Origin of the sequence: Enterobacter sp. TCD1-1 (assembly GCF_020567405.1) — a bacterium.
In the GTDB taxonomy this organism is placed as follows: Bacteria; Pseudomonadota; Gammaproteobacteria; order Enterobacterales; family Enterobacteriaceae; genus Enterobacter; species Enterobacter quasiroggenkampii.
Genome location: NZ_JAJCXF010000001.1, coordinates 444530 through 468867, shown reverse-complemented (window position 1 = coordinate 468867; position 24338 = coordinate 444530). Strand labels below are relative to the sequence as shown.

The window sequence follows — 24338 nt, the reverse complement described above, 5'->3', positions numbered from 1 at the left end:
TTTTGTTAATTTTCGGTTCGGTTTATACTCGTAAACCTAAAACTTTTCAAAATGGTTTACAAGTCGATTATGACCCAGGACGATCTCGCCTTCGACAAGCAGCATATCTGGCACCCTTACACCTCCACGACCCGCCCCCTTCCCGTTTATCCGGTGGCCTCCGCCCACGGCTGCGAGCTGCACCTCGCCAGCGGCGAGCGGCTCGTTGACGGGATGTCCTCCTGGTGGGCGGCGATTCACGGGTACAACCACCCGCGCCTAAATGCGGCGATGAAGGCCCAGATTGACCAGATGTCGCACGTGATGTTTGGCGGGATCACCCATCAGCCCGCGGTGGATTTATGCCGCCGTCTGGTGGCGATGACGCCTGCATCGCTGGAGTGCGTCTTCCTGGCGGATTCCGGCTCCGTGGCGGTGGAAGTGGCGATGAAAATGGCGCTGCAGTACTGGCACGCTAAAGGCGAAACGCGCCAGCGTTTCCTCACCTTCCGCAACGGCTATCACGGGGATACCTTCGGAGCGATGTCGGTGTGCGATCCGGATAACTCCATGCACAGCCTGTGGAAGGGGTATCTGCCGGAAAACCTGTTCGCCCCTGCGCCGCAGAGCCGCTTCGACGGCGAGTGGAACGAGATGGACATGGTCGGCTTCGCGCGGCTGATGGCGGCACATCGTCACGAAATTGCTGCCGTCATTCTTGAACCGATCGTGCAGGGCGCGGGCGGAATGCGGATGTACCATCCGGAATGGCTGAGGCGTATTCGCAGGATGTGCGACCGCGAGGGCATTCTGCTGATTGCCGATGAGATCGCCACCGGCTTTGGCCGCACCGGCAAGCTGTTTGCCTGCGAACATGCGGGTATCGCCCCGGATATTCTGTGCCTCGGCAAAGCGCTGACGGGCGGCACCATGACGCTCTCCGCCACGCTCACGACCCGCCAGGTGGCCGACACCATCAGCGACGGTGAAGCCGGCTGCTTTATGCACGGCCCGACGTTTATGGGTAACCCGCTGGCCTGCGCCGTGGCGAGTGAAAGCCTTGCGATTCTGGAGAGCGGCGAGTGGCAGACGCAGGTTGCGGCGATAGAAGCGCAGCTGAAAGCGGAGCTGAGCGCCGCCTCGGGGGCGAATTTCGTGGCGGACGTGCGCGTGCTGGGCGCCATCGGGGTGATTGAAACCACCCATCCGGTGAATATGGCGGCGCTGCAGCGCTTCTTTGTGGACCAGGGCGTGTGGGTCCGGCCTTTCGGCAAGCTTATCTATCTGATGCCGCCGTACAGCATTACGCCGGAGCAACTGCGTAAATTAACTGATGCGGTCGTAACAGCCGTTAACATTCCCGCGCATTTCACGATTTAACCCTATGCATTACACTTGCTGAACGAGCGATCAACGAGGGTAAACCGTATGAAAATCATCAGTAAAGATCTGCGCGACGGTGAAAAACTGCCGGAACGTCACGTTTTTAACGGCATGGGGTATCAGGGAGACAATATCTCCCCGCACCTGGCGTGGGACGAGGTTCCGGCAGGCACCAAAAGCTTTGTCGTGACCTGCTACGACCCGGATGCGCCAACTGGCTCAGGCTGGTGGCACTGGATTGTGGCGAACCTGCCTGCCGACACGCGCGTACTACCTCAGGGTTCCGGTTCAGACCTGGTTGCCCTGCCTGAAGGTGCCATTCAGACGCGTACTGACTTCGGTAAAGCGGGCTACGGCGGCGCGGCCCCGCCTAAAGGGGAAACCCACCGCTATATCTTCACGGTGCACGCGCTGGATGTGGAGAAGATTGACGTCGATGAAGGCGCGAGCGGCGCAATGGTCGGGTTTAACGTGCATTTCCATACGCTTGGCAGCGCGTCGATTACGGCGATGTATTCGTAAAAAAAGCCGGGTGGCGGCTACGCCTTACCCGGCCTGGATTTCGCACTCGTAGGCCCGGTAAGCGCAGCGCCACCGGGCAAAAAAATCACAGCACTGAAGGCAGCAGTCCTACCAGCCGCCCTTCTTCCAGAAGCTGCATCGCCTTATCAATATCCGGGGCAAAGAAGCGGTCGTCATCGTAATGGGTGACGTGCTCGCGCAGTACCTGACGCGCCTGCTCCAGCAGCGGGCTGGATTTGAGCCCCTCACGCAGATCGATACCCTGACTCGCCGCCAGCCATTCCACCGCCAGCACACCGCGGGTGTTGGAGGCCATTTCCCAGAGACGGCGCCCGGCAGCCGGTGCCATCGAAACGTGATCTTCCTGATTCGCCGAGGTTGGCAGGCTGTCCACGCTGTGCGGATGCGACAGCGCCTTGTTCTCGCTTGCCAGCGCTGCGGCCGTCACCTGAGCAATCATAAAGCCTGAATTGACCCCGCCGTTACGCACCAGGAACGGTGGCAGCTGGGACATGTGTTTATCCATCATCAGCGCGATGCGGCGCTCGGACAACGCGCCGACTTCGGCAATCGCCAGGGCGATATTATCCGCCGCCATTGCCACAGGCTCGGCGTGGAAGTTACCGCCGGAGACCACCTCGTTTTCCTGAGCGAACACCAGCGGGTTATCGGACACCGCGTTGGCCTCCACCAGCAGCACCTCCGCCGCCTGGCGCAGCTGCGTCAGGCACGCGCCCATCACCTGCGGCTGGCAGCGCAGGGAATACGGATCCTGCACCTTCTCACAGTTGTGGTGTGACTCCGCGATCTCGCTGGTGTCGGTAAGCACGTGACGGTACATCGCGGCAGCATCAATCTGCCCACGCTGACCGCGCACCTCGTGGATGCGGGCATCGAACGGGCGACGCGAGCCCAGCACGGCTTCGGTAGTCAGCGCACCGCACACCACCGCCGAGGCAAACAGATCTTCCGCTTCAAACAGGCCGCGCAGCGCGAAGGCGGTCGACGCCTGGGTGCCGTTCAGCAGCGCCAGCCCCTCTTTCGCCGCCAGCGTGATCGGCGTTAAGCCGGCTTTTTTCAGCGCCTCTTTCGCCGGAAGCCACTCGCCCTGCCAGCGCGCTTTGCCTTCACCCAGCAGCAGCAGCGACATGTGCGCCAGCGGCGCGAGATCGCCGGAGGCCCCGACGGAACCCTTCGCCGGGATCCACGGATAGACCTCCGCATTAACCAGCGCCATCAGCGCCTGGATCACGCTCAGGCGGATGCCGGAGAAACCGCGCGCCAGGCTGTTGATTTTGAGCACCATCATCAGACGGACAATCTCATCGTCAAGCGGCTGGCCGACGCCCGCCGCGTGCGACAGCACCAGAGAACGCTGCAGGTTTTCCAGATCGTGCGTCGCGATGCGGGTCTGCGCCAGCAGCCCAAAGCCGGTATTAATCCCGTAAGCCGTGCGCCCTTCGGCAACGATGGCTTCAACGCAGGCCACGCTGTCGTTAATGGCGGCGTGAGCGCTTTCATCCAGCGAAAGGGTGACCGGCTGACGCCAGACGTTACGCAGCTGTTTGAGCGTCAGTGAGCCGGGAGTGAGGGTTAATGCGTTCATTCATGCTTTCCTTGTGTGGCAGGGATCATCGGCAGGTTAAGGCCCTGCTCTTTGGCACAGTCAATGGCAATCTCGTAACCCGCATCCGCGTGACGCATCACGCCGGTGGCCGGGTCGTTGTGGAGCACGCGAGCGATACGCGCGGCGGCTTCATCCGTTCCGTCACAGACAATAACCATCCCGGAATGCTGGGAGAAGCCCATCCCCACGCCGCCGCCGTGGTGCAGCGACACCCAGGTCGCGCCGCTGGCGGTATTCAGCAGGGCATTCAGCAACGGCCAGTCGGACACCGCATCCGAGCCGTCGCGCATGGCTTCCGTTTCTCGGTTCGGGCTGGCAACGGAGCCGGAGTCCAGGTGGTCGCGGCCAATCACAATCGGCGCGGAGACTTCACCGCTGCGCACCATTTCGTTAAAGGCGAGGCCGAGTTTTTGACGCCACTCCAGCCCTACCCAGCAGATACGCGCTGGCAGACCCTGGAAGTTAATGCGCTCGCGGGCCATGTCCAGCCAGTGGTGCAGGTGTTCGTCATCGGCGACGATCTCCTTCACTTTGGCGTCGGTTTTGTAGATATCTTCCGGGTCACCGGACAGGGCAACCCAGCGGAACGGACCGATGCCGCGGCAGAACAGCGGGCGGATATAGGCCGGAACGAAGCCGGGGAAATCGAAGGCGTTATTCACGCCCATCTCTTTCGCCATCTGGCGAATGTTGTTGCCGTAATCAAAGGTCGGAATACCCATCTGGCTGAAGGCCAGCATCGCGGAGACGTGCTCGGCCATGGAGCGTTTCGCGGCAAGCACCGTACCTTCCGGGTCGGTCTCCGCTTTTTGCTGATATTCTTCCCACGACCAGCCTTTTGGCAGGTAGCCGTGCAGCGGGTCATGGGCGCTGGTCTGGTCGGTGACCAGATCCGGGCGCACGCCGCGGGCAACGAGTTCAGGGAGAATGTCTGCCGCGTTGCCGCACAGGGCAATCGACACCGCTTTGCCTTCGGACGTGTATTTTTTGATGCGCGCCAGCGCATCGTCCAGGCTGGTCGCCTGTTCATCGACGTAGCGGGTACGCAGACGGAAATCAATGCGGCTCTGCTGGCACTCAATGTTCAGAGAGCACGCGCCGGCCAGCGTGGCGGCCAGCGGCTGCGCGCCTCCCATGCCGCCCAGACCGGCGGTCAATACCCAGCGGCCTTTCAGCGAGCCGTTGTAGTGCTGGCGACCGGCTTCCACGAAGGTTTCGTAGGTGCCCTGCACGATCCCCTGGCTGCCGATGTAGATCCAGCTCCCGGCGGTCATCTGGCCATACATCGCCAGCCCTTTCGCGTCCAGTTCGTTGAAGTGTTCCCACGTTGCCCAGTGCGGCACGAGGTTAGAGTTGGCGATCAGCACGCGCGGGGCGTTTTTGTGCGTTTTAAACACGCCCACCGGCTTGCCGGACTGCACCAGCAGGGTTTCGTCGTGTTCGAGTTCGGTCAGGGATTTTACAATTGCGTCATAGCATTCCCAGTTGCGCGCGGCGCGGCCTATGCCGCCGTAAACCACCAGCTCGTGGGGGTTCTCCGCTACCTCAGGATCAAGGTTGTTCATCAACATGCGCAGCGGGGCTTCGGTGAGCCAGCTTTTGGCGGTAAGGGTGGTGCCGCGCGCGGCGCGGACGTCCTGCTGGCGGTATTTACCTGACGACATTGTGTGCTCCTATACGGGACAGATGATGCATTTAGATATACTTGTATAGACAAGCACACACAAGGTCGGATTTAACAAAAAAGATACAATTTTGTTATATTGCGTTAGCGATCACGCTTATAAAACTTATGACATAAAGTGGCCCTGCAGCCGGTAACGGTTACCCGGGAAAAGCAGCCGGGCATGCGACACAATGTGCGACGAGGACCAGGTTCGACGACGGATCAGCAGGCACGGGTCGTGCTCTTTAATGCGCAGCCGCTCGCACTCCTGCGGCGTGGCGCGCACGGCTTCCACAATGTGCTCCCCTTCCGTCAGCGGTGCGACAAGCGACAGATAGGCATGCGGCGTGGTGTGGGTGTAATCCTGGTTCAGATAGTCCGGTATCCGTTCGGCGTTAACGCAGCGATCTTCAATCTGCACCGGAATGTCGTTTTCGAAATGCACCATCACGGAGTGGAAGATGCGGCTGCCTTCTTTGACGTTCAGCTCTACCGCCTGCTCGGCGCTGGCCTGGGTCTCTTCGAGCACCAGCACCTCACAGCGGTGCTGATGATTACGCGCGGCAATTTCGTCCGCAATACTGCGGATTTCAAACAGGGCGGATTGCCCTTTCGGTTCCGCCACAAACGTCCCGACGCCCTGCAGGCGCACCAGAAGCCCTTCGTCGGTCAGCTCGCGCAGCGCCCGGTTTACGGTCATCCGGCTAAAGCCAAACTGCGCCACCAGATCGGCCTCCGAGGGAATGCGGTCGTGCGGCCGCCAGACGCCGGTGGCGATTTTTTCGCTGATCGCCTGCTTCACCTTTTCGTAGAAAGGTGCGGGAGAGCTCGACTGCGGCAGGGGTGAGCGTGAAAACATCGTGACTCCTTGAATAGTGTTATGCCCACCAGTGAGCAATTTGCCAGGCCAGGCGGGCGGCGAGCTTAGCGCCCTGCCCGTCCCGATCGTACTGTGGGTTAAACTCTACCAGATCGGCGGCCTGGAGCTTACCGCTACGGCAGATATGTTCGATGACGGGGAGGAGATCCAGTGCCGGTATGCCTAACGCAGCCGGAGCGGAAACGGCAGGCATCTCGCTGGCGGGCAGGACGTCCAGATCGATTGTCAGGTAGACGCGATCGGCCTGCGCCAGCACACTTTCCAGCGCAGACAGTGCATCGCGCCTGAAATGGAGATCTTCCACCAGCGTGACGTTCAGGCGTTCGGCCTCATCCCACAGCGCCTGCGTGTTGGCCGCCCGGCTCACGCCAAAGCAGGCGTACTGAAATGCCCGCCCACGCTCATCGCAGTAATGCGCCAACTGGCGAAACGGCGTGCCGGACGTCGCCCGGTCGGCCTTGCGCAGATCGAGATGGGCATCAAGGTTGATGATGACAACCCGCTCATTCGGGAAGGCGTCCAGCACGCCGCGACCGTGCGCCCACGCGGTTTCGTGTCCGCCGCCAAAGACCAGCGTGCGCATCCCGGAGCGCTGACAGGCTGTCACGGCATCGCTTAACGTCTGCTGTGCCGCCTCAAGCTCATCACCTTCAACGTAAACCGAGCCCATATCCGCCAGCCGATCGTGTCCCCGATGGCTTGCCATATTCGCCAGCGCCTTTCGCAGCATATCTGGCGCCTGCACGGCGCCGGGCCTGCCCTGATTGCGTTTTACCCCTGCATCACATTCAAAACCTATCAGCGCAATGCCGGATGATAGCGGCGTGAACGCTCCCTGCTGCCGTATCGTCTGGAAAATGCGCGTTGCGTTGCTTGCCTCGGCGCTGTCGTCGCGCCCCTGCCAGACCGTTTCGGCTACGGGCCGCCATAACCTCATACTGCCTCCCCACGGAAAATACGTTGATACAGCGGATTGCGTCCCGGCTCGTAGACCATCTCTACCGGATGGTGTGCATCCCAGACGATGAAATCAGCGACAAACCCGGCCCGCAGCTGTCCGTGGGTTTCACCGCGGCCCAGCGCCTGCGCGGCATGCCGCGTGACGCCAGCCCAGGCCTCTTCAGGCGTCAGGCCAAACTGGACGCAGGCCATGTTCATCGCCAGGTGCAGGCTCGCAAACGGGCTGGTACCGGGGTTATAGTCGGTGGCGACCGCCATCGGCACACCCTGTTTTCTGAGCTGTTCCACCGGCGGACGCTGGCGCTCCTGCAGAAAATAGAACGCGCCCGGCAACAGGACCGCAACCGTGCCGCTTTGCGCCATCGCCTGAACGCCTGCGTCGTCAAGATATTCGATATGATCGGCGGAGAGTCCCTTATACCGGCTGACCAGCGCCGCACCGCCCTGATTCGACAGCTGCTCGACATGCCCTTTCACCGGGATACCGAGCGCGGTCGCCGCCTTAAAGAGGCGCTCGGTTTGCGACGGGGTAAAGCCGACGTTTTCGCAGAACACGTCTACTGATTCGTATAACTCTTTTTGCCACAGCGTGGGCAATATCTGCTCACAGACCAGCGTGAGGTACGCATCCGGATCCTGTCGGTATTCTGGCGGAACCGCATGAGCCGCCAGCAGCGTTGGGCTGATATCAACCGGATTATTGAGGCTCAGCTGGCGCGCGACCTGCAGCATTTTCTCTTCGGCCTCGGCGTTGAGACCGTATCCGGATTTGATTTCAACCGTGGTGACACCTTCATTCATCAGACGCTGAAGTCGCTGCTGCGCCAGCTTAAGCAGGGTTTCGGGTGAGCTGCTGCGCGTCGCCGTCACGGTAGCGTTAATCCCGCCCCCCTGGGCGCTGATGGTTTGATAAGAGACACCGTTCAGACGCTGCTCCCACTCCGCCGCGCGATCGCCGCCAAACACCAGGTGGGTATGGCAGTCAATCAGGCCCGGCGTGACCAGACGTCCCTGAAGATCGACACAGTGACGGTGTCCGGCCGGAATGTCAGATTCAGGGATCACGGCCAGAAGGGTGTGGCCGCGTACGACCAGGGCATGTTGCTCTTTCAGTCCATAGGGCGCACAGACGTCCGGCGCCATCGTAGCCAGTCGCGCATTTCGCCATATCACATCGTCGGGATGAATCTGCTGCATAGGCATTCCACTTGTCATAGGTTGTATAGACATTTATTTTCATCTGTTGTCTGCTGTCAACCGACTTTGCGGAAAATGTTATTTATTTGTGATCACTTACCCGCCGCCCCTGGGCTAAAAATGCAACTTTTACCCTTTTTATCTTCCCGTTTCGCTCAACTTAGTATAAAAAAGCAGGCTATTTCGTCTATCCCGTAAAGACTTGCATACCCAGGAGCTTCACCTTGAACATTTCCAGGATTTCCCGTCTGGCGTTAGCACTCGCCTTTGGCGTGACATTATCCGCATGCAGTTCAACCCCACCGGATCAGCGGCCTTCTGAGCAGGTCGCGCCCGGTACGGCCTCCCGCCCGATTTTGTCCGCTGATGAAGCGAAGAACTTCGACCGTGCGCACTACTTCTCGTCGATGGATCCTAACGCTGCGCCGTGGACCCCGTCCTCGATTAACCTGCCGAAACAGCCTGACTTCGTGGTTGGCCCGGCGGGAGCGCAGGGTGTAACGCATACCTCGATTCAGGCTGCGGTAGATGCTGCCATCACGAAACACAGCGCGTCTCGCCAGTACATCGCGATCCTGCCAGGTGAATATGAAGGCACCGTGTATGTTCCGGCGGCACCGGGCAGCATTACGCTTTACGGTCTGGGCGAAAAAGCGATCGACGTAAAAATTGGCCTGGCGATTGATTCCGAAATCGACAGCAACACCTGGCGTCACCTGGTGAACCCGGCCGGTAAATATATGCCGGGTAAACCGGCGTGGTACATGTTTGATAACTGCCAGAGCAAGCGTGCCGCCACCATTGGCGTGATGTGCTCTGCGGTGTTCTGGTCCCAGAATAACGGTCTGCAGCTGCAGAACCTGACCATTCAGAATACCCTGGGTGACAGCGTTGACGCCGGTAACCACCAGGCCGTCGCGCTGCGCAGCGATGGCGATAAGGTGCAGATTAACAACGTCAACATTCTGGGTCGTCAGAACACCTTCTTCGTGACCAACAGCGGTGTACAGAACACGCTGCAGAATAATCGTCTGACCCGTACGCTGGTGACCAACAGCTACGTTGAAGGTGATGTGGATCTGGTGTCCGGCCGCGGCGCGGTGGTATTTGATAACACCGATTTCCGCGTGGTGAACTCACGTACTCAGCAAGAAGGTTACGTGTTTGCTCCGGCAACCCAGTCGAACCTCTTCTTCGGCTTCCTGGCCGTGAACAGCCGCTTTAACGCTGCCGGTGACGGCGTGGCGCAGCTGGGACGCTCCCTGGACGTGGACGCTGCGACCAACGGTCAGGTTGTGATCCGCGACAGCGTGATCAACGAAGGCTTCAACATGGCGAAGCCGTGGGCGGATGCGGCAATCTCCAAACGTCCGTTCTCCGGCAATACCGGTGCGGTGGACGATAAAGGGAACGTGCAGCGTAACCTGAACGACGCTAACTTCAACCGCATGTGGGAGTACAACAACCGCGGTCTGGGTAGCAAAGTGGTTGCTGAGCCGAAGCAGTAAGCTGTCCTTTTGCCGGGTGGCGGCTTCGCCTTACCCGGCCTACAGGTTATGTAGGCCCGGTAAACGCAGTGCCACCGGGCATAAAAAAACCTCGCATTCGCGAGGTTTTTTGTTTTAAGCCGCTTAGTGAGCGTTAACCACCACCCACATCGGCCCCTGGCCTACGGCGTAGCGCCCTTTCTCTTTCAGCAGCCCCTGCTCGCCTTTAATTTCATACAGCGCGATATGGTGGGATTTCTGCCCCGCCGCAATCAGGTATTTGCCGCTGTGATCGATATTAAAGCCGCGCGGCTGGGTTTCCGTCGGCTGGAAGCCTTCTACCGCCAGCACGCTGCCGTCTTCGGAAACGCTAAACACGGTAATCAGGCTGGAGGTACGGTCACAGGCGTACAGATGACGGCCATCTGGCGTAATGTGGATATCTGCCGCCCAGCGGGTGTCGGAGAAATCAGACGGCATCATGTCCAGCGTCTGCACGCACTCAATCTGACCGTTTGGATCTTTCAGCTCCCATACGTCCACAGAGCTGTTCAGTTCGTTGACCACGTAGGCGTACTGCTGGTTCGGATGGAAGACCATATGACGCGGACCTGCACCTTCTACCGTCGTGACTTCAGCTGGATTCTGCGCCACCAGGTGACCATCGTCGCTCAGGGTGAACAGGCAGATACGATCCTGCTTCAGCGCAGGCACCCACAGCGTGCGGTTATCCGGAGAGATATTCGCCGAGTGGCAGCCTTCAAGCCCTTCCACCACATCCACGGTTTCGACCGGAATGCCATCTTCAAGACGGGTTACGCTGACGCAACCCGCGTTATAAGAGCCGCTGAAGACAAAGTTGCCTTTACGATCGGTTGAGATATGGGTTGGACTGCCCGGCAGCGGCGCTTCGGCAGTGTAAGTCAGCGCGCCGTCGTCCGGAGAGATGCGATAGGCCAGCACGCGAAACTCCGGGCGCACACCCACGTACAAGAAACGTTTATCCGGGCTGATAACCATCGGTTGCACCTGACCTGGCACATCAACAACCTGAACCAGCGTGAGTGTCCCCTCGGTATTTAAACGCCAGACGTGGATCTGCTGGCTTTCAGGACTGGCGGTATAAACGGTTTGTTTCATGAATATTCACTCCTCACTGCGCATGAAAGTAGTTAACTTTTGACGGTGAATGCTGAATTGTCGACAGGAGTTTTGAAGCGTTCGCCTCTCGGTGTACCATCCCATCAAAACGTAAATTCAATATTAACCCGGAAAAACAAATGACCTCGCGTGTGATTGCTCTGGATTTAGACGGTACCTTACTGACGCCGCAAAAAACCCTTCTCCCCTCTTCTCTGGAAGCGCTTAAACGCGCACAGGAAGCGGGATATCAACTCCTTATCGTAACGGGTCGACATCACGTTGCCATTCACCCTTTTTATCAGGCACTCGCGTTAGATACACCTGCAATTTGTTGTAATGGCACTTATTTGTATGATTATCAGGCAAAAAAGGTTTTAGCCTCCGACCCGCTGCCGGTTCCCCAGGCTCTGCAACTGATTGATCTGCTGGATGAGCATGCCATTCACGGCCTGATGTACGTGGATAACGCGATGGTGTACGAGCGCCCAACCGGCCATGTGGTGCGCACCAGCAACTGGGCGTTGTCCCTGCCTGAAGCGCAGCGTCCGGTCTTTACTCAGGTAACTTCCCTGCGTCAGGCAGCCCAGGACGTTGAGGCTATCTGGAAATTCGCCCTGACGGATGAAGACACCACCAAACTGAATGCCTTCGCGAAACACGTGGAACAGACGCTGGGTCTGGAGTGTGAATGGTCCTGGCACGATCAGGTGGATATTGCCCGCAAAGGCAATAGCAAAGGCAAGCGTCTGACGCAGTATGTGGAATCGCAGGGCTGGTCAATGCAGGACGCGATCGCCTTCGGCGACAACTACAACGACATCAGCATGCTGGAAGCCGTCGGCACGGGCGTGGCGATGGGCAATGCCGACGACGCGGTAAAAGCGCGCGCTAACGTGGTGATTGGCGACAACACCACCGACAGCATCGCGCAGTACATTTATACCCACCTGCTGTAATCAGGCGGTGATCGAGACGCTCTTGATTTGCGCGTAGAGCCACAGGCCAGGTTTGATCCCTAACTCATCCCTGGCCCACGGGCTGATGCGTGCCCAGAGCGTTCTGCTTCCCACCTCGAGCTTCACTTCCACCTGGCCGTTATCATCAAAACACTCCGCGACTTTGGCGCGCAGGATATTTCGAATACTGGTTTGCAGCGGCGGCTGCAGCACCAGCGAAACGTCAGATGCCTGAATACGAATACGCAGCGCGGACTGTAATGGCTTGTCGATCTTATTGACCCACAGGTGCTGATCGCCCAGCGCCAGCGCCGTCATCGCGTAGTGCGGATGATGTTCCAGCACGCTCACTTTCAGGATGCTGCTCTGCTGTTCCCTGGGTAACCACGGGTGCATTACGCTGCTGCCCCACACCTCTTCAAGGTTGCCGAAGGCCTTGACGCTGCCCTCTTCCAGCACCAGCACTTTGTCGGCCAGATGCAGGATCTCATCCAGCGAATGGCTGACGTAGAGCATCGGAATATTAATTTCCCGCGTCAGGCGCTGCAGGTAGGGCAGGAGCTCACGTTTGCGCGGAATATCCAGCGAGGCCAGCGGTTCGTCGAGCAGCAGCAGTTCGGGTGCGGTCAGCAACGCGCGGCCAATGGCCACGCGCTGTTTTTCTCCGCCGGAAAGCGAGGATGGCAGCCTGTCGAGCAGTGGCTCAATGCCTAAAAGCGTCACCAGCTTATCAAACTGCCCGGCCATGCTTTTCGCCATGCCGTAACGCAGGTTGCCGCGCACGCTGTAGTGCGGGAATAAGCGCGCGTCCTGGAAAACATAGCCAATGCGGCGTTTATCCGGCGACAGATACACCTTGTTTTCCACGTCATTCAGAACGCGGTTATTCAATACAATCCGTCCTGACTGCGGGCGCGTCAGGCCGCTGATGGCATTTATCAGCGACGTTTTTCCCGCCCCCGACACGCCGAAAATGGCGGTGATACCGCTTGCAGGCAGCGTCTCGTTAAGCGTCAGGGTATGGTTTCCCAGCGTCTGAGTGAAATTCAGTTCCAGCATGCTTATTTCCCCATCCGCTCACGGCTCAGCCGCGCCAGCCATTCCGACACCAGCAGCGATACCAGGGCTAATACGATTGAGATGATACAGAGCCGCGCCGCCGCGCCCTCTCCGCCCGGCGTTTGAATCAGGGTATACATGGCCGATGGAATGGTTCGCGTCTCGCCAGGGATGTTCGACACAAACGTGATCGTCGCACCAAACTCGCCCAGCGAGCGGGCGAAGGCCAGTACCGTCCCGACAATAATGCCGGGTAACGTCAGGGGAAGCGTGATGGTGAAAAAGACGCGCCAGCGCCCGGCACCCAGCGTACGCGCCGCCTGTTCGAGCTTTATGTCCACGCCTTCCAGCGCGAGGCGGATCGCCCTCACCATCAGCGGGAATGACATTACCGCTGCCGCCAGTACCGCACCGCGCCAGCTAAAAGCGAACGTCAGCCCAAACCAGTCGTAGAGCTTCTCGCCGATAAAACCGCGCCGCCCCATCGAAACCAGCAGCAGATAACCGACCACCACGGGCGGCAACACGAGCGGAAGATGAAGCACGCTGTCGAGCAGCGCTTTACCGGGAAACTGACAGCGAACCAGTAACCAGGCAAAGAAGATCCCAAAGGGCAAACTCAGCGCAACCGCCAGGGAAGAGACTTTAAGGCTCAGCAGAACAGCCTGCCATTCAGGATCGGTCAATATCATCAGTGAGTCGTAAATCCGTAACGTTTAAAGATTGCGGACGCTTCCGGCCCCTTCAGATAATCGCGGAAAGCCGTCACGGTCGCATTTTTATGTCCATCAACAATCGCAACAGGATATTCCACTTTCTTGTGGGAGTCTTCCGGGAACGTAGCCACCACTTTCACACCCTTACTGGCTACGGCATCAGAGCCATACACAATGCCCAGCGGGGCTTCGTTGCGTTCCACCAGCGCCAGCGCGCCGCGGACATCTTCCGCCGGAGCCAGCTTCGGTGACAATGTTTCCCACGCGCCCAGCTTTTGCAGCGCTTCTTTGGCGTAGATCCCGGCCGGAACGTGCTCCGGATCGCCCACCGCCAGACGCCCGCCGTTCAGCAGACTTATCCAGTTGGTCTCTTTGTTGATAGTGAAGTCAGCCTGAGCGCTGGCTTTTGGTGCCACGACAACCAGGCTATTCCCCAGCAGCGTTTCGCGGGTTGCCGCATCAATCGCTTTCTTCTCCACCGCGTAATCCATCCACTTCTGGTCAGCCGAGATGAACAGATCCGCCGGTGCGCCCGCTTCTATCTGGCGCGCCAGCGTCGAGGAAGAGGCAAACGAGGAGACAACCTCGACGTTTTTCTCTTTTTTATACGCCGCCGCGATATCCTGCAGCGCGTTGGTCAGCGACGCCGCCGCAAAGACCGTGATTTTACCGTCGTCCGCCAGCGCGTGGCCGGTAAGTGAAAGCGTCAGCGTTGCCCCTGCGAAAAGGCGTACCCAGGTACGTGCCATTTTTAACTCCTGTGAGTAGCGTTATATACACGTTAATATAACGGTAACGTCAGGGAGATCCCAGCGTTAAATCGTACCGCTGAAGAGGTAAACCGGTGTGATACGTTAAATATTATCGGCGAAAACGGGAAAATCTTGAGAGCAAAACGCCCGGGCAAGCCGGGCGTTTTGGGGGGAATCAATGCTGCTTTTTAGCCTGGTCTCTGTGACCAATGTTCGAAAAGACGTTGAACACTTCACCCAGGCCGTAGATGGCACCGAGGATGATGGCCATCACTACTGGTACCATGATCACGGCGAATACCAGACTTTTCAACAACTCTAACATGGTTTTCTCCAGATATTGTGAATAGCGTATTCTACCCTTTCAACTGAGAAAAACATCCCCTTTTGTGCGGTACCCTTTGCACCCTGCACCATTTGGGCCACAATACCCTTTTTGCCAGGACACTGTTATGCAGGCCGAAATTCTCCTCACACTCCGACTTCAGCAAAAGCTTTTCGCCGATCCGCGACGTATCGCCCTGCTTAAACAAATAGAACAAACGGGCTCGATTAGCCAGGGGGCGAAAAACGCGGGCATCAGTTATAAAAGCGCCTGGGACGCCATCAATGAAATGAACACCCTGAGCGAACAGCCGCTGGTGGACAGAGCCACGGGCGGCAAAGGTGGCGGCGGTGCGATCGTGACACGTTATGGACAGCGCCTTATTCAGCTTTACGATCTGCTGGCCCAGATTCAGCAAAAAGCGTTCGATGTGTTAAGCGATGACGATAACGTGCCACTGGACAGTCTGCTGGCCGCCATTTCCCGCTTCTCGCTACAAACCAGCGCCCGCAACCAGTGGTTTGGAACGGTGACGGCGCGCGATAATCTGCAGATACAGCAGCATATTGAGATCCTGCTTGCCGATGGCACCACCCGCCTGAAAGCCGCCATAACGGCGCAAAGCGCGGAACGTCTTGAACTGGATGAAGGTAAAGAGGTGCTGGTGCTGCTGAAGGCGCCGTGGGTCACTATCACGCGCGATCCCGACGCGGCAAAGGCAGCAGATAACCAGTTGCAGGGCACAATCAGCCACATCGAACGCGGCCAGGCGCAGTGCGAAGTGCTCATGACCCTGGCAGACGGGCAACCCCTTTGCGCGACCCTACCGCTCAGCGAGTCGGACGACTTAGAAGAAGGTGCTGTCGTCACCGCGTATTTCAACGCGGACCGGGTGATTATCGCCACTTTGTGCTGAGCGCATTGACAATCGTACCGACAGTGCGTATCCCTGATATCTATTGCTGCAAAAACAGGGATAAATCATGTCATCATTGCATATTTCGCAAGGCACGTTTCGTCTTAGCGATACCCGAACGCTGACGATTGCTGATTTGACACTACGCGCGGGTGAAAGCTGGGCGTTTGTCGGCACCAACGGCAGCGGTAAATCTGCGCTGGCCCGTGCGCTGGCGGGAGAGCTCAACCTCCTCAAGGGCGAATACCAGAGCGACTTTACGCGCCTGACGCGCCTGTCGTTTGAACAACTGCAAAAGCTGGTCAGCGACGAGTGGCAGCGCAACAACACCGATTTGCTCAGCCCTGGCGAAGACGATACCGGCCGTACGACCGCAGAAATTATACAGGATGAGGTGAAAGACCCCGCCCGCTGTGAGCACCTGGCAGAACAGTTCGGTATCACCCCTCTGCTGGACCGGCGCTTTAAATACCTTTCGACCGGCGAGACGCGAAAAACGCTGCTTTGTCAGGCGCTGATGAGCCAACCTGAACTGCTTATTCTGGACGAACCGTTTGACGGTCTTGACGTGCAGTCCCGGGCGCAGCTGGCGTCCCTGCTGGCATCGCTTAATCAGCAGGGATATACCCTCGTGCTGGTGCTTAACCGCTTCGATGAAATTCCGGACTTTATCCAGCACGCGGGCGTCCTGGCCGACTGTAACCTGACCGAGACCGGCGAAAAAACCGCGCTGCTTAAGCAGGCGCTGATTGCCCAGCTCGCCCACAGCGAACAGCTCGACGGTATTACCCTTCCAGAACCTGACGCCCCTTCGGCCCGCCATGCGCTTGATCCCCACCAGCCGCGCATCGTGCTGCGTGACGGGATGGTTGCTTATGACGATCGCCCGATTCTTAACCGCCTCAGCTGGACGGTCAATCCGGGCGAGCACTGGCAGATTGTTGGCCCCAACGGCGCGGGGAAATCCACGCTGCTGAGCCTGATCACCGGCGATCACCCGCAGGGCTATAGCAACGATCTGACGCTGTTCGGTCGGCGTCGCGGCAGCGGCGAAACCATCTGGGATATTAAAAAACATATCGGCTATGTCAGCAGCAGCCTGCATCTGGATTATCGGGTCAGTACCACGGTACGCAACGTGATCCTCTCCGGCTATTTTGACTCGATCGGCATTTATCAGGCGGTGTCGGACAAACAGCACAAGCTGGCCCAGCAGTGGCTGGATATCCTGGGCATGGACAACCGGTTCGCTGACGCGCCGTTTCATAGCCTGTCGTGGGGGCAACAGCGTCTGGCACTGATCGTTCGCGCGCTGGTGAAACACCCTACGCTGCTGATCCTCGACGAACCGCTGCAGGGACTCGACCCGCTGAACCGACAGCTTATCCGCCGCTTTGTGGACGTGCTGATTAGCGAAGGTGAAACGCAGCTGCTGTTTGTTTCACATCATGCCGAAGATGCCCCCTCCTGCATCACGCATCGCCTGGAGTTTGTTCCGGATGGCGAGCACTATCGTTATCTGCAAAGCAAAATCGATTGACCCCCGGAGGGCACCGCCCTCCGTTTTTCAGATAACCTGCACTAATACATTGCTATCCCGTTGATCTACAATGCCTCATAGCAGCTGAAAATCGGATTTTAAAAACAGTGTAAACGATTCCACTATTTTATCCCATGTCACACTTTTTGCGTCTCTGTTATGCTATGGTTATTACATACCATAAGCCCAATGGAGCGAAATATGCGAGTTCTGGTAACAGGTGGTAGCGGTTACATCGGTAGTCATACCTGCGTGCAGCTGCTGCAAAACGGCCATGACGTCATCATTCTCGACAACCTGTGCAACAGTAAGCGCAGCGTGCTGCCTGTGATTGAACGTCTTGGCGGTAAACAACCGACTTTCGTGGAAGGCGACATCCGCAACGAAGCGTTGATGACCGAGATCCTTCACGACCACGCTATTGAAGCGGTGATCCACTTCGCGGGTCTGAAAGCCGTCGGGGAGTCCGTTGCAAAACCGCTCGAGTATTACGACAACAACGTCAACGGTACCCTGCGTCTCATCTCCGCCATGCGTGCGGCCAACGTCAAAAACTTCATCTTTAGCTCTTCCGCCACCGTCTACGGCGATCAGCCCAAAATTCCTTACGTTGAAAGCTTCCCGACCGGGACGCCGCAGAGCCCGTACGGCAAAAGCAAGCTGATGGTGGAGCAGATCCTGACCGACCTGCAAAAAGCCCAGCCGGAGTGGAGCATCGCGCTGCTGCGCTACTTCAATCCGGTCGGTGCCCATCCGTCAGGCGATATGGGTGAAGATCCGCAGGGCATTCCGAACAACCTGATGCCGTATATCGCGCAGGTTGCCGTCGGTCGTCGCGATTCGCTGGCGATTTTTGGCAATGATTACCCCACCGAAGATGGCACTGGCGTGCGCGACTATATCCACGTGATGGATCTGGCAGACGGCCACGTTGCCGCCATGCAGCAGCTGGCGGATAAACCTGGCGTGCATATTTACAACCTCGGCGCCGGGGTCGGCAGCAGCGTGCTGGACGTGGTCAATGCTTTCAGCAAAGCCTGCGGCAAGCCGGTGAACTACCACTTCGCACCGCGTCGTGAGGGCGATCTGCCTGCTTACTGGGCCGACGCCACCAAAGCCGACAAAGAGCTTAACTGGCGTGTTACGCGCACGCTTGATGAAATGGCACAGGATACCTGGCACTGGCAGTCACGCCACCCGCAAGGCTATCCGGACTAAGGATCCGTCATGACGCAATTTAATCCCGTCGATCATCCGCATCGTCGCTTTAACCCGTTAAGCGGGCAATGGATTTTAGTTTCTCCGCATCGCGCCAAGCGCCCCTGGCAGGGGGCGCAGGAGACGCCTGCAAAACAGACCTTGCCGCAGCACGACCCGGACTGCTTCCTCTGTCCGGGCAACACGCGCGTGACCGGGGATAAAAACCCGGACTACAAAGGCACCTTCGTGTTTACCAACGATTTTGCCGCCCTGATGACCGACACGCCGGACGCGCCGGAAAGCCACGATCCGCTGATGCGCTGTGAAAGCGCGCGCGGTACCAGCCGCGTGATCTGCTTCTCTCCCGATCACAGCAAAACGCTGCCGGAGCTGAGCGTTGAGGCACTGAAAGAGGTGGTCAGCACCTGGCAGGCGCAAACTGCCGAGCTGGGTCAAACTTACCCATGGGTGCAGGTGTTTGAAAATAAAGGTGCGGCAATGGGCTGCTCCAACCCGCATCCGCATGGCCAGGTCTGGGCGAACAGCTTCCTGCCTAACGAAGCCGAGCGTGAAGACCGTCTGCAAAAAGCGTATTACGCGGAAAACGGCTCGCCGATGCTGGTGGATTACGCGCAGCGTGAGCAGGCAGACGGCAGCCGTACCGTGGTGGAAACCGAACACTGGCTGGCCGTCGTCCCTTACTGGGCCGCCTGGCCGTTTGAGACGCTGCTGCTGCCGAAAGCACACGTGCTGCGCATCACCGAACTCAGCGACGCGCAGCGCGACGACCTTGCCCTGGCGCTGAAAAAACTGACCAGCCGTTATGACAACCTGTTCCAGTGCTCCTTCCCGTACTCCATGGGCTGGCACGGCGCACCGTTTAACGGGGAAGAGAATCCGCACTGGCAGCTGCATGCCCATTTCTATCCGCCGCTGCTGCGCTCTGCGACGGTACGTAAATTTATGGTGGGCTACGAAATGCTGGCGGAAACCCAGCGTGATCTGACGGCGGAACAGGCGGCAGAACGTCTGCGTGCCGTTAGCGACGTCCACTATCGCGAATCAGGAGTTTAAAAATGAGTCTGAAAGATAAAACACAATCCCTGTTTGCTGAGAAATTTGGCTACCCTGCCACCCACGTAATTCAGGCGCCTGGCCGCGTTAACCTGATCGGTGAACACACCGACTACAACGACGGTTTTGTGCTGCCGTGCGCCATCGATTACCAGACGGTCATCAGCTGCGCGAAGCGCGACGACCGCCAGGTTCGCGTGATTGCGGCGGATTACGGTAATGAGACGGACGCGTTTTCCCTCGATGCCCCGATTGTGACGCACGACAGCCAGCAGTGGTCTAACTACGTGCGCGGTGTGGTGAAGCATCTGCAGAAGCGTAATAAAAACTTCGGCGGCGCCGATTTGGTTATCAGCGGCAACGTGCCGCAGGGGGCGGGCTTAAGCTCCTCTGCGTCTCTGGAGGTCGCCGTGGGCACCGTGTTCCAGCAGCTCTATCATTTACCGCTGGATGGCGCACAAATCGCCCTGAATGGTCAGGAAGCGGAAAACCAGTTCGTGGGCTGCAACTGCGGCATCATGGACCAGCTGATCTCCGCGCTGGGCAAAAAAGAACACGCGCTGCTGATCGACTGCCGCTCGCTTGGCACCAAAGCCGTTCCTCTGCCAAAAGGCGCGGCTGTCGTGATCATCAACAGCAACTTTAAGCGCACGCTGGTGGGCAGCGAGTACAACACCCGCCGCGAGCAGTGCGAAACTGGCGCCCGCTTCTTCCAGCAGCCCGCCCTGCGCGACGTGACGCTCAATGAATTTAACAAAGTGGCGCACGAGCTGGATCCGATTGTCGCCAAACGCGTTCGTCACGTGCTGACGGAAAATGCCCGTACCGTTGAAGCCGCCTCCGCGCTGGCGAAAGGTGACCTGAAACGCATGGGTGAGCTGATGGCAGAATCGCACGCCTCTATGCGCGATGATTTCGAGATCACCGTTCCGCAAATCGACACCCTGGTGGAGATCGTCAAAGCGGTCATTGGCGACAAAGGCGGTGTACGCATGACAGGCGGCGGTTTTGGCGGCTGCATCGTTGCGCTGGTCCCGGAAGAGCTGGTCCCTGCCGTACAGGACGTCGTGGCGAAGCAGTACGAAGCGAAAACAGGTATCAAAGAAACCTTCTATGTTTGCAAAGCATCACAAGGAGCCGGACAGTGCTAAACGAAACACCTACCCTCGCACCGGATGGTCTGCCGTATCGCCTGTTAACCCTGCGCAACCGCGCGGGGATGGTGGTTACGCTTATGGACTGGGGTGCAACCCTGCTTTCAGCCCGCGTACCGATGCCGGACGGCAGCGTGCGCGAAACCCTGCTCGGCTGCGCATCGCCCGAGCAGTATGTTAATCAGTCCGCCTATCTGGGCGCATCCGTAGGACGCTATGCTAACCGCATCGCGAAGAGCCGCTTTGAGCTCGACGGCGTACAGTACACCCTGCTTCCAAGCCAGGGTGAAAACCAGCTTCACGGCGGCCCGCAAGGCTTTGATAAACGCCGCTGGAAGATTGTTCGTCAAAACGACGGCGAAGTGCTGTTCTCGCTGGATTCTCAGGACGGCGATCAGGGCTTCCCGGGTAACCTTATCGCCTCCGCGCGCTTTACATTGACCGACGACAACCGTATCGCCATTGAATACCGTGCGACGGTCGACAAGCCGTGTCCGGTCAACCTGACCAATCACGCGTACTTTAATCTGGACGGCAACCAGTGCGACGTGCGTGAGCACAAGCTGCAGATCCTGGCGGATGCGTATCTGCCGGTTGACGAAATGGGCATTCCGTATCAGGGGCTCAAAGACGTGAGCGGGACCAGCTTTGATTTCCGCCGCGCGAAAACGATCGCCCAGGATTTCCTGAGCGATGACGATCAGCGCAAGGTGAAAGGTTACGACCACGCGTTCCTGCTGCAGGCCAAAGGTGATGTGAAACAACCTGCCGCACAGGTCTGGTCTGCGGATGAGAAGCTGCAGATGACGGTTTATACCACTGCCCCTGCCCTGCAGTTTTACTCAGGTAACTATCTCGGCGGCACAACGGCGCGCGAACACGAAGAGTACAGCGACTGGCAAGGCCTGGCGCTGGAGAGCGAGTTCCTGCCGGACAGCCCGAATCATCCGGAATGGCCGCAGCCAGACTGCGTGCTGCGCCCGGGGGAAGAGTATGTTAGCGTGACGGAATATCATTTTATTCCACATTAATATTCAGCCCTCCCTCTGGAGGGCTTTTTTCTGCGCGCCTTGCTGAAAATAGCGCCGATCGCAGACAAAATCATAACCCTGGATTCACAAGCATCTTACACTCAGAGACTATTTTCGCTATGGTTAGGGTTAAGCGTTGCTGCTGGCACGGCCACGGCAATATAATGAGAATTGTTATCATTCTAAAAATGCTTGAGGAGTAAGAGATGGCTATTACTAAGCTGGTTCTGGTGCGTCACGGCGAAAGCCAGTGGAACAACGAAAACCGCTTTACCGGTTGGTACGACGTTGATCTGTCCGAGAAAGGCGTAAGCGAAGCAAAAGCAGCAGGTAAACTGCTGAAGGAAGAAGGCTTCAGCTTTGATTTTGCTTACACCTCTGTGCTGAAACGTGCCATCCACACCCTGTGGAACGTGCTGGACGAACTGGACCAGGCCTGGCTGCCGGTTGAGAAATCCTGGAAACTGAACGAGCGTCACTACGGTGCGCTGCAGGGCCTGAACAAAGCGGAAACCGCTGAGAAATATGGTGACGAGCAGGTTAAACAGTGGCGTCGCGGCTTCGCGGTCACCCCACCAGAGCTGACCAAAGATGACGAGCGCTACCCGGGCCACGACCCGCGTTACGCGAAACTGACCGACGCTGAGCTGCCAACCACCGAGAGCCTGGCGCTGACCATCGACCGCGTTGTGCCTTACTGGAACGAAACCATTCTGCCACGCCTGAAAAGCGGCGAGCGCGTGATTATCGCGGCTCACGGTAACTCCCTGCGTGCGCTGGTGAAATACCTGGACAACATGGGTGAAGACGAAATTCTCGAACTGAACATCCCAACTGGCGTACCGCTGGTGTATGAGTTCGACGAAAACTTCAAGCCAATCAAACACTACTACCTGGGTAACGCGGACGAAATCGCAGCGAAAGCGGCGGCCGTTGCGAACCAGGGTAAAGCGAAGTAATTTTCGCTGACCATAAAAAAAGCGCGGAACCGTCCGCGCTTTTTTATTTGAGCCGTCAGAATTAACCGCGACGCGCTTTCACTGCGTTAGCCAGCTGGCGCAGGATGGCGTCGGTATCGTCCCAGCCGATGCAGGCATCGGTCACGCTCTTGCCATATACCAGCGGCTCGCTGCCTTCCAGGTTCTGGTTACCTTCAACCAGATGACTTTCGATCATCACCCCAATTACCGCCTTCTCACCGCCGGCAATCTGCTGACAGACATCTGCGCCCACTTCCATCTGCTTTTTAAACTGCTTGCTGGAGTTGGCGTGGCTGAAATCGATCATCACCTGCGGTGGCAGCCCGGCTTTTTCCAGCCCGACTTTGACTTCGGCCACATGTTTTGCGCTGTAGTTCGGCTCTTTGCCGCCGCGCAGAATGATATGACAGTCACCGTTACCGCTGGTGTTAACGATGGCAGAGTGACCCCACTTGGTCACGGACAGGAAGCAGTGCGGTGCACCCGCTGCGTTGATGGCGTCGATAGCCACCTTAATGGTGCCGTCAGTGCCGTTTTTGAAGCCCACCGGACAAGAGAGACCGGACGCCAGCTCGCGGTGAACCTGAGATTCAGTAGTGCGGGCACCAATTGCCCCCCAGCTCATCAGGTCTGCCAGATACTGGGGCGTAATCATGTCCAGGAATTCACCGGCCGCAGGCAGACCGCTGTCGTTGATCTCCAGCAGCAGCTTGCGCGCAATGCGCAGACCGTCGTTGATCTGGAAACTGTTATCCATGTGCGGATCGTTAATCAGCCCTTTCCAGCCAACGGTGGTGCGCGGTTTTTCAAAATAGACGCGCATGACGATTTCCAGCTCGTCCTTCAGCTCTTCACGCAGGGTGAGCAGACGGGCTGCGTATTCTTTCGCGGCAGCAGGATCGTGAATCGAGCACGGGCCAATCACCACCAGAAGACGATCGTCATTACCTTTCAGGATCTTATGGATCGCTTTACGAGCATGAGAAACCGTGTTTGCGGCATTTTCAGTGGCGGGGAATTTCTCAAGGAGTGCTACAGGAGGTAATAACTCATTGATCTCTTTAATGCGTAAATCGTCGTTCTGATAATTCATCTTCGTTCCAGCTCTGCCATATCTTTAGTAATGAAAGCAATCCTTTCAATCTATCTTGTCGACCAGGAAGTGTAAACACGGTTTTACACTTCACGCAGATAATTCCTGGAATTCGCCTAAAAATCGCCACAAAATAGCGAAAAATGAGATCTAACCTAAGCTTTTTAACTGTAACAACCAATTTTAAACGCTTAAACGCGATTCCCTACTGACGTAAGTCCGTAAGGCGGAATCTTTCGCCTCAAAAAAGATGCACTGTTGGAGAATGTTATCCAGCGTAACGACAAGAACAGGAGCACCATGATGAAAATGACAAAACTGGCAACCCTCTTCCTGACCGCCACCCTTACCCTGGCCAGCGGCAGCGTCCTGGCCGCCGAAACGGGCACCTCAGAGAGCAACGGTGACGCGAATGCGGCTGCGGCGGCAGGTCAGCCTGCGCCTGATGCAAAACAGAATATTGCCCCGAATAACGTCGACAACGGCCAGATCAATACCGGCAATACCAACACGGGCGGCACCATGCTGCATCCAGACGGTAGCGGTTCCGGCACCATGAACCATGACAATATGAGTTCAGACGAGGTCCACAAGAACTCCATGTGTAAGGACGGCAAATGCCCGGACCCTAACGACAAAGTGGGTAACGACGCCAATACCAAAACGGATGGTACCACACAGTAATTTGTATGAACCGT

General features: G+C 57.8%; 23 protein-coding genes. 12 read left to right on the top strand and 11 right to left on the bottom strand.

From position 1 onward, the window contains the following. Positions 1 to 69 precede the first annotated feature (69 nt). Together bioA and LJA86_RS02285 are read left to right on the top strand one after the other, a co-directional pair. The gene (bioA, locus tag LJA86_RS02290) at positions 70 to 1359 is read left to right on the top strand and encodes an adenosylmethionine--8-amino-7-oxononanoate transaminase (RefSeq protein ID WP_420707800.1); all 1290 of its coding nucleotides are present in this window, start codon (positions 70 to 72) and stop codon (positions 1357 to 1359) included. Between the two features lie 48 nt (positions 1360 to 1407). Then, the gene (locus LJA86_RS02285) at positions 1408 to 1884 is read left to right on the top strand and encodes a kinase inhibitor (protein WP_121425413.1); all 477 of its coding nucleotides are present in this window, start codon (positions 1408 to 1410) and stop codon (positions 1882 to 1884) included. Between the two features lie 85 nt (positions 1885 to 1969). On the opposite strand, the gene hutH is transcribed toward LJA86_RS02285, so the two are convergent. From hutH to hutI, 5 genes are all read right to left on the bottom strand, one after another. After that, positions 1970 to 3490 carry a histidine ammonia-lyase gene (gene hutH / locus LJA86_RS02280; RefSeq protein WP_023326936.1) on the bottom strand — a complete coding sequence of 507 codons (1521 nt, stop codon included), beginning with the start codon at positions 3488 to 3490 and terminating at the stop codon, positions 1970 to 1972. Next, positions 3487 to 5175: a urocanate hydratase gene (hutU, locus tag LJA86_RS02275; RefSeq protein ID WP_229225517.1), complete on the bottom strand. Its 1689-nt coding sequence runs from the start codon at positions 5173 to 5175 to the stop codon at positions 3487 to 3489. The genes hutH and hutU overlap by 4 nt, the downstream gene beginning before the upstream one ends. Positions 5176 to 5301: 126 nt before the next feature. After that, on the bottom strand, positions 5302 to 6036 hold the full coding sequence (locus LJA86_RS02270) for a histidine utilization repressor (protein ID WP_045909476.1): 735 nt from the start codon (positions 6034 to 6036) through the stop codon (positions 5302 to 5304). A gap of 19 nt (positions 6037 to 6055) precedes the next feature. After that, positions 6056 to 6994, bottom strand: a complete 939-nt coding sequence (gene hutG / locus LJA86_RS02265; protein WP_229225516.1) for a formimidoylglutamase — start codon at positions 6992 to 6994, stop codon at positions 6056 to 6058. Beyond that, entirely contained in the window at positions 6991 to 8214 is a 1224-nt protein-coding gene (hutI, locus tag LJA86_RS02260) for an imidazolonepropionase (RefSeq protein ID WP_048026987.1), read from the bottom strand. Before hutI ends, hutG begins: the two co-directional genes overlap by 4 nt. Positions 8215 to 8438: 224 nt before the next feature. On the opposite strand from hutI, the gene LJA86_RS02255 reads away from it, so the two are divergent. Beyond that, positions 8439 to 9722 (top strand): putative acyl-CoA thioester hydrolase, encoded by a 1284-nt coding sequence (locus LJA86_RS02255; RefSeq protein WP_045909473.1) that lies wholly within the window; start codon positions 8439 to 8441, stop codon positions 9720 to 9722. Positions 9723 to 9845: 123 nt separating this feature from the next. Here LJA86_RS02255 and pgl read toward each other — a convergent pair whose 3' ends face one another. Continuing rightward, positions 9846 to 10841 carry a 6-phosphogluconolactonase gene (gene pgl, locus LJA86_RS02250; RefSeq protein ID WP_229225515.1) on the bottom strand — a complete coding sequence of 332 codons (996 nt, stop codon included), beginning with the start codon at positions 10839 to 10841 and terminating at the stop codon, positions 9846 to 9848. Positions 10842 to 10981: 140 nt separating this feature from the next. Between pgl and LJA86_RS02245 the strand changes: the two genes are divergently transcribed. Further along, complete coding sequence (locus tag LJA86_RS02245) at positions 10982 to 11800, top strand: pyridoxal phosphatase (protein WP_045909471.1); 819 nt, start codon at positions 10982 to 10984, stop codon at positions 11798 to 11800. Here the strand turns inward: LJA86_RS02245 and modC are convergent, their stop codons facing one another. From modC to LJA86_RS02225, 4 genes are all read right to left on the bottom strand, one after another. Then, the gene (gene modC / locus LJA86_RS02240) at positions 11801 to 12859 is read right to left on the bottom strand and encodes a molybdenum ABC transporter ATP-binding protein ModC (protein WP_023292995.1); all 1059 of its coding nucleotides are present in this window, start codon (positions 12857 to 12859) and stop codon (positions 11801 to 11803) included. A gap of 2 nt (positions 12860 to 12861) precedes the next feature. Beyond that, positions 12862 to 13551 carry a molybdate ABC transporter permease subunit gene (gene modB / locus LJA86_RS02235; RefSeq protein WP_063621189.1) on the bottom strand — a complete coding sequence of 230 codons (690 nt, stop codon included), beginning with the start codon at positions 13549 to 13551 and terminating at the stop codon, positions 12862 to 12864. After that, entirely contained in the window at positions 13551 to 14324 is a 774-nt protein-coding gene (gene modA / locus LJA86_RS02230; RefSeq protein WP_196346001.1) for a molybdate ABC transporter substrate-binding protein, read from the bottom strand. The genes modB and modA overlap by 1 nt, the downstream gene beginning before the upstream one ends. 178 nt (positions 14325 to 14502) lie before the next feature. After that, on the bottom strand, positions 14503 to 14652 hold the full coding sequence (locus LJA86_RS02225) for an AcrZ family multidrug efflux pump-associated protein (protein WP_008501118.1): 150 nt from the start codon (positions 14650 to 14652) through the stop codon (positions 14503 to 14505). Positions 14653 to 14779: 127 nt separating this feature from the next. Here LJA86_RS02225 and modE point away from each other — a divergent pair, with 127 nt between their 5' ends. The 7 genes from modE (at position 14780) to gpmA (ending at position 22526) form a co-directional block, all read left to right on the top strand. Then, on the top strand, positions 14780 to 15568 hold the full coding sequence (modE, locus tag LJA86_RS02220) for a molybdenum-dependent transcriptional regulator (RefSeq protein WP_069719590.1): 789 nt from the start codon (positions 14780 to 14782) through the stop codon (positions 15566 to 15568). 67 nt (positions 15569 to 15635) lie between these two features. After that, positions 15636 to 17108, top strand: coding sequence for a molybdate ABC transporter ATP-binding protein ModF (modF, locus tag LJA86_RS02215; protein WP_229225513.1), 1473 nt, complete (start codon positions 15636 to 15638; stop codon positions 17106 to 17108). A gap of 201 nt (positions 17109 to 17309) precedes the next feature. Further along, positions 17310 to 18326 (top strand): UDP-glucose 4-epimerase GalE, encoded by a 1017-nt coding sequence (gene galE / locus LJA86_RS02210; RefSeq protein WP_048026980.1) that lies wholly within the window; start codon positions 17310 to 17312, stop codon positions 18324 to 18326. Positions 18327 to 18335: 9 nt separating this feature from the next. After that, positions 18336 to 19382, top strand: coding sequence for a galactose-1-phosphate uridylyltransferase (galT, locus tag LJA86_RS02205; protein ID WP_045909465.1), 1047 nt, complete (start codon positions 18336 to 18338; stop codon positions 19380 to 19382). Between the two features lie 2 nt (positions 19383 to 19384). Then, the gene (gene galK / locus LJA86_RS02200; RefSeq protein ID WP_229225511.1) at positions 19385 to 20533 is read left to right on the top strand and encodes a galactokinase; all 1149 of its coding nucleotides are present in this window, start codon (positions 19385 to 19387) and stop codon (positions 20531 to 20533) included. Next, positions 20527 to 21567, top strand: a complete 1041-nt coding sequence (gene galM / locus LJA86_RS02195) for a galactose-1-epimerase (protein ID WP_229225505.1) — start codon at positions 20527 to 20529, stop codon at positions 21565 to 21567. The genes galK and galM overlap by 7 nt, the downstream gene beginning before the upstream one ends. Before the next feature lie 206 nt (positions 21568 to 21773). After that, positions 21774 to 22526: a 2,3-diphosphoglycerate-dependent phosphoglycerate mutase gene (gene gpmA, locus LJA86_RS02190; protein ID WP_008501111.1), complete on the top strand. Its 753-nt coding sequence runs from the start codon at positions 21774 to 21776 to the stop codon at positions 22524 to 22526. A gap of 61 nt (positions 22527 to 22587) precedes the next feature. Here the strand turns inward: gpmA and aroG are convergent, their stop codons facing one another. Further along, on the bottom strand, positions 22588 to 23640 hold the full coding sequence (gene aroG, locus LJA86_RS02185; RefSeq protein ID WP_008501110.1) for a 3-deoxy-7-phosphoheptulonate synthase AroG: 1053 nt from the start codon (positions 23638 to 23640) through the stop codon (positions 22588 to 22590). Positions 23641 to 23943: 303 nt separating this feature from the next. Between aroG and LJA86_RS02180 the strand changes: the two genes are divergently transcribed. Then, complete coding sequence (locus LJA86_RS02180) at positions 23944 to 24324, top strand: protein YbgS (protein ID WP_069719594.1); 381 nt, start codon at positions 23944 to 23946, stop codon at positions 24322 to 24324. Positions 24325 to 24338: the final 14 nt, after the last annotated feature.

What these genes read in the sequence shown, in the direction of transcription:
- bioA (WP_420707800.1), top strand. Translation starts at nt 70, where the DNA reads ATGACCCAGGACGATCTCGCCTTCGACAAGCAGCATATCTGGCACCCT.
- LJA86_RS02225 (WP_008501118.1), bottom strand. Translation starts at nt 14,652, where the DNA reads ATGTTAGAGTTGTTGAAAAGTCTGGTATTCGCCGTGATCATGGTACCA.
- modA (WP_196346001.1), bottom strand. Translation starts at nt 14,324, where the DNA reads ATGGCACGTACCTGGGTACGCCTTTTCGCAGGGGCAACGCTGACGCTT.
- gpmA (WP_008501111.1), top strand. Translation starts at nt 21,774, where the DNA reads ATGGCTATTACTAAGCTGGTTCTGGTGCGTCACGGCGAAAGCCAGTGG.
- aroG (WP_008501110.1), bottom strand. Translation starts at nt 23,640, where the DNA reads ATGAATTATCAGAACGACGATTTACGCATTAAAGAGATCAATGAGTTA.
- hutH (WP_023326936.1), bottom strand. Translation starts at nt 3,490, where the DNA reads ATGAACGCATTAACCCTCACTCCCGGCTCACTGACGCTCAAACAGCTG.
- LJA86_RS02245 (WP_045909471.1), top strand. Translation starts at nt 10,982, where the DNA reads ATGACCTCGCGTGTGATTGCTCTGGATTTAGACGGTACCTTACTGACG.
- pgl (WP_229225515.1), bottom strand. Translation starts at nt 10,841, where the DNA reads ATGAAACAAACCGTTTATACCGCCAGTCCTGAAAGCCAGCAGATCCAC.
- LJA86_RS02285 (WP_121425413.1), top strand. Translation starts at nt 1,408, where the DNA reads ATGAAAATCATCAGTAAAGATCTGCGCGACGGTGAAAAACTGCCGGAA.
- hutU (WP_229225517.1), bottom strand. Translation starts at nt 5,175, where the DNA reads ATGTCGTCAGGTAAATACCGCCAGCAGGACGTCCGCGCCGCGCGCGGC.
- LJA86_RS02270 (WP_045909476.1), bottom strand. Translation starts at nt 6,036, where the DNA reads ATGTTTTCACGCTCACCCCTGCCGCAGTCGAGCTCTCCCGCACCTTTC.
- galK (WP_229225511.1), top strand. Translation starts at nt 19,385, where the DNA reads ATGAGTCTGAAAGATAAAACACAATCCCTGTTTGCTGAGAAATTTGGC.
- modE (WP_069719590.1), top strand. Translation starts at nt 14,780, where the DNA reads ATGCAGGCCGAAATTCTCCTCACACTCCGACTTCAGCAAAAGCTTTTC.
- galT (WP_045909465.1), top strand. Translation starts at nt 18,336, where the DNA reads ATGACGCAATTTAATCCCGTCGATCATCCGCATCGTCGCTTTAACCCG.
- LJA86_RS02180 (WP_069719594.1), top strand. Translation starts at nt 23,944, where the DNA reads ATGAAAATGACAAAACTGGCAACCCTCTTCCTGACCGCCACCCTTACC.
- galE (WP_048026980.1), top strand. Translation starts at nt 17,310, where the DNA reads ATGCGAGTTCTGGTAACAGGTGGTAGCGGTTACATCGGTAGTCATACC.
- hutI (WP_048026987.1), bottom strand. Translation starts at nt 8,214, where the DNA reads ATGCAGCAGATTCATCCCGACGATGTGATATGGCGAAATGCGCGACTG.
- modF (WP_229225513.1), top strand. Translation starts at nt 15,636, where the DNA reads ATGTCATCATTGCATATTTCGCAAGGCACGTTTCGTCTTAGCGATACC.
- hutG (WP_229225516.1), bottom strand. Translation starts at nt 6,994, where the DNA reads ATGAGGTTATGGCGGCCCGTAGCCGAAACGGTCTGGCAGGGGCGCGAC.
- modB (WP_063621189.1), bottom strand. Translation starts at nt 13,551, where the DNA reads ATGATATTGACCGATCCTGAATGGCAGGCTGTTCTGCTGAGCCTTAAA.
- modC (WP_023292995.1), bottom strand. Translation starts at nt 12,859, where the DNA reads ATGCTGGAACTGAATTTCACTCAGACGCTGGGAAACCATACCCTGACG.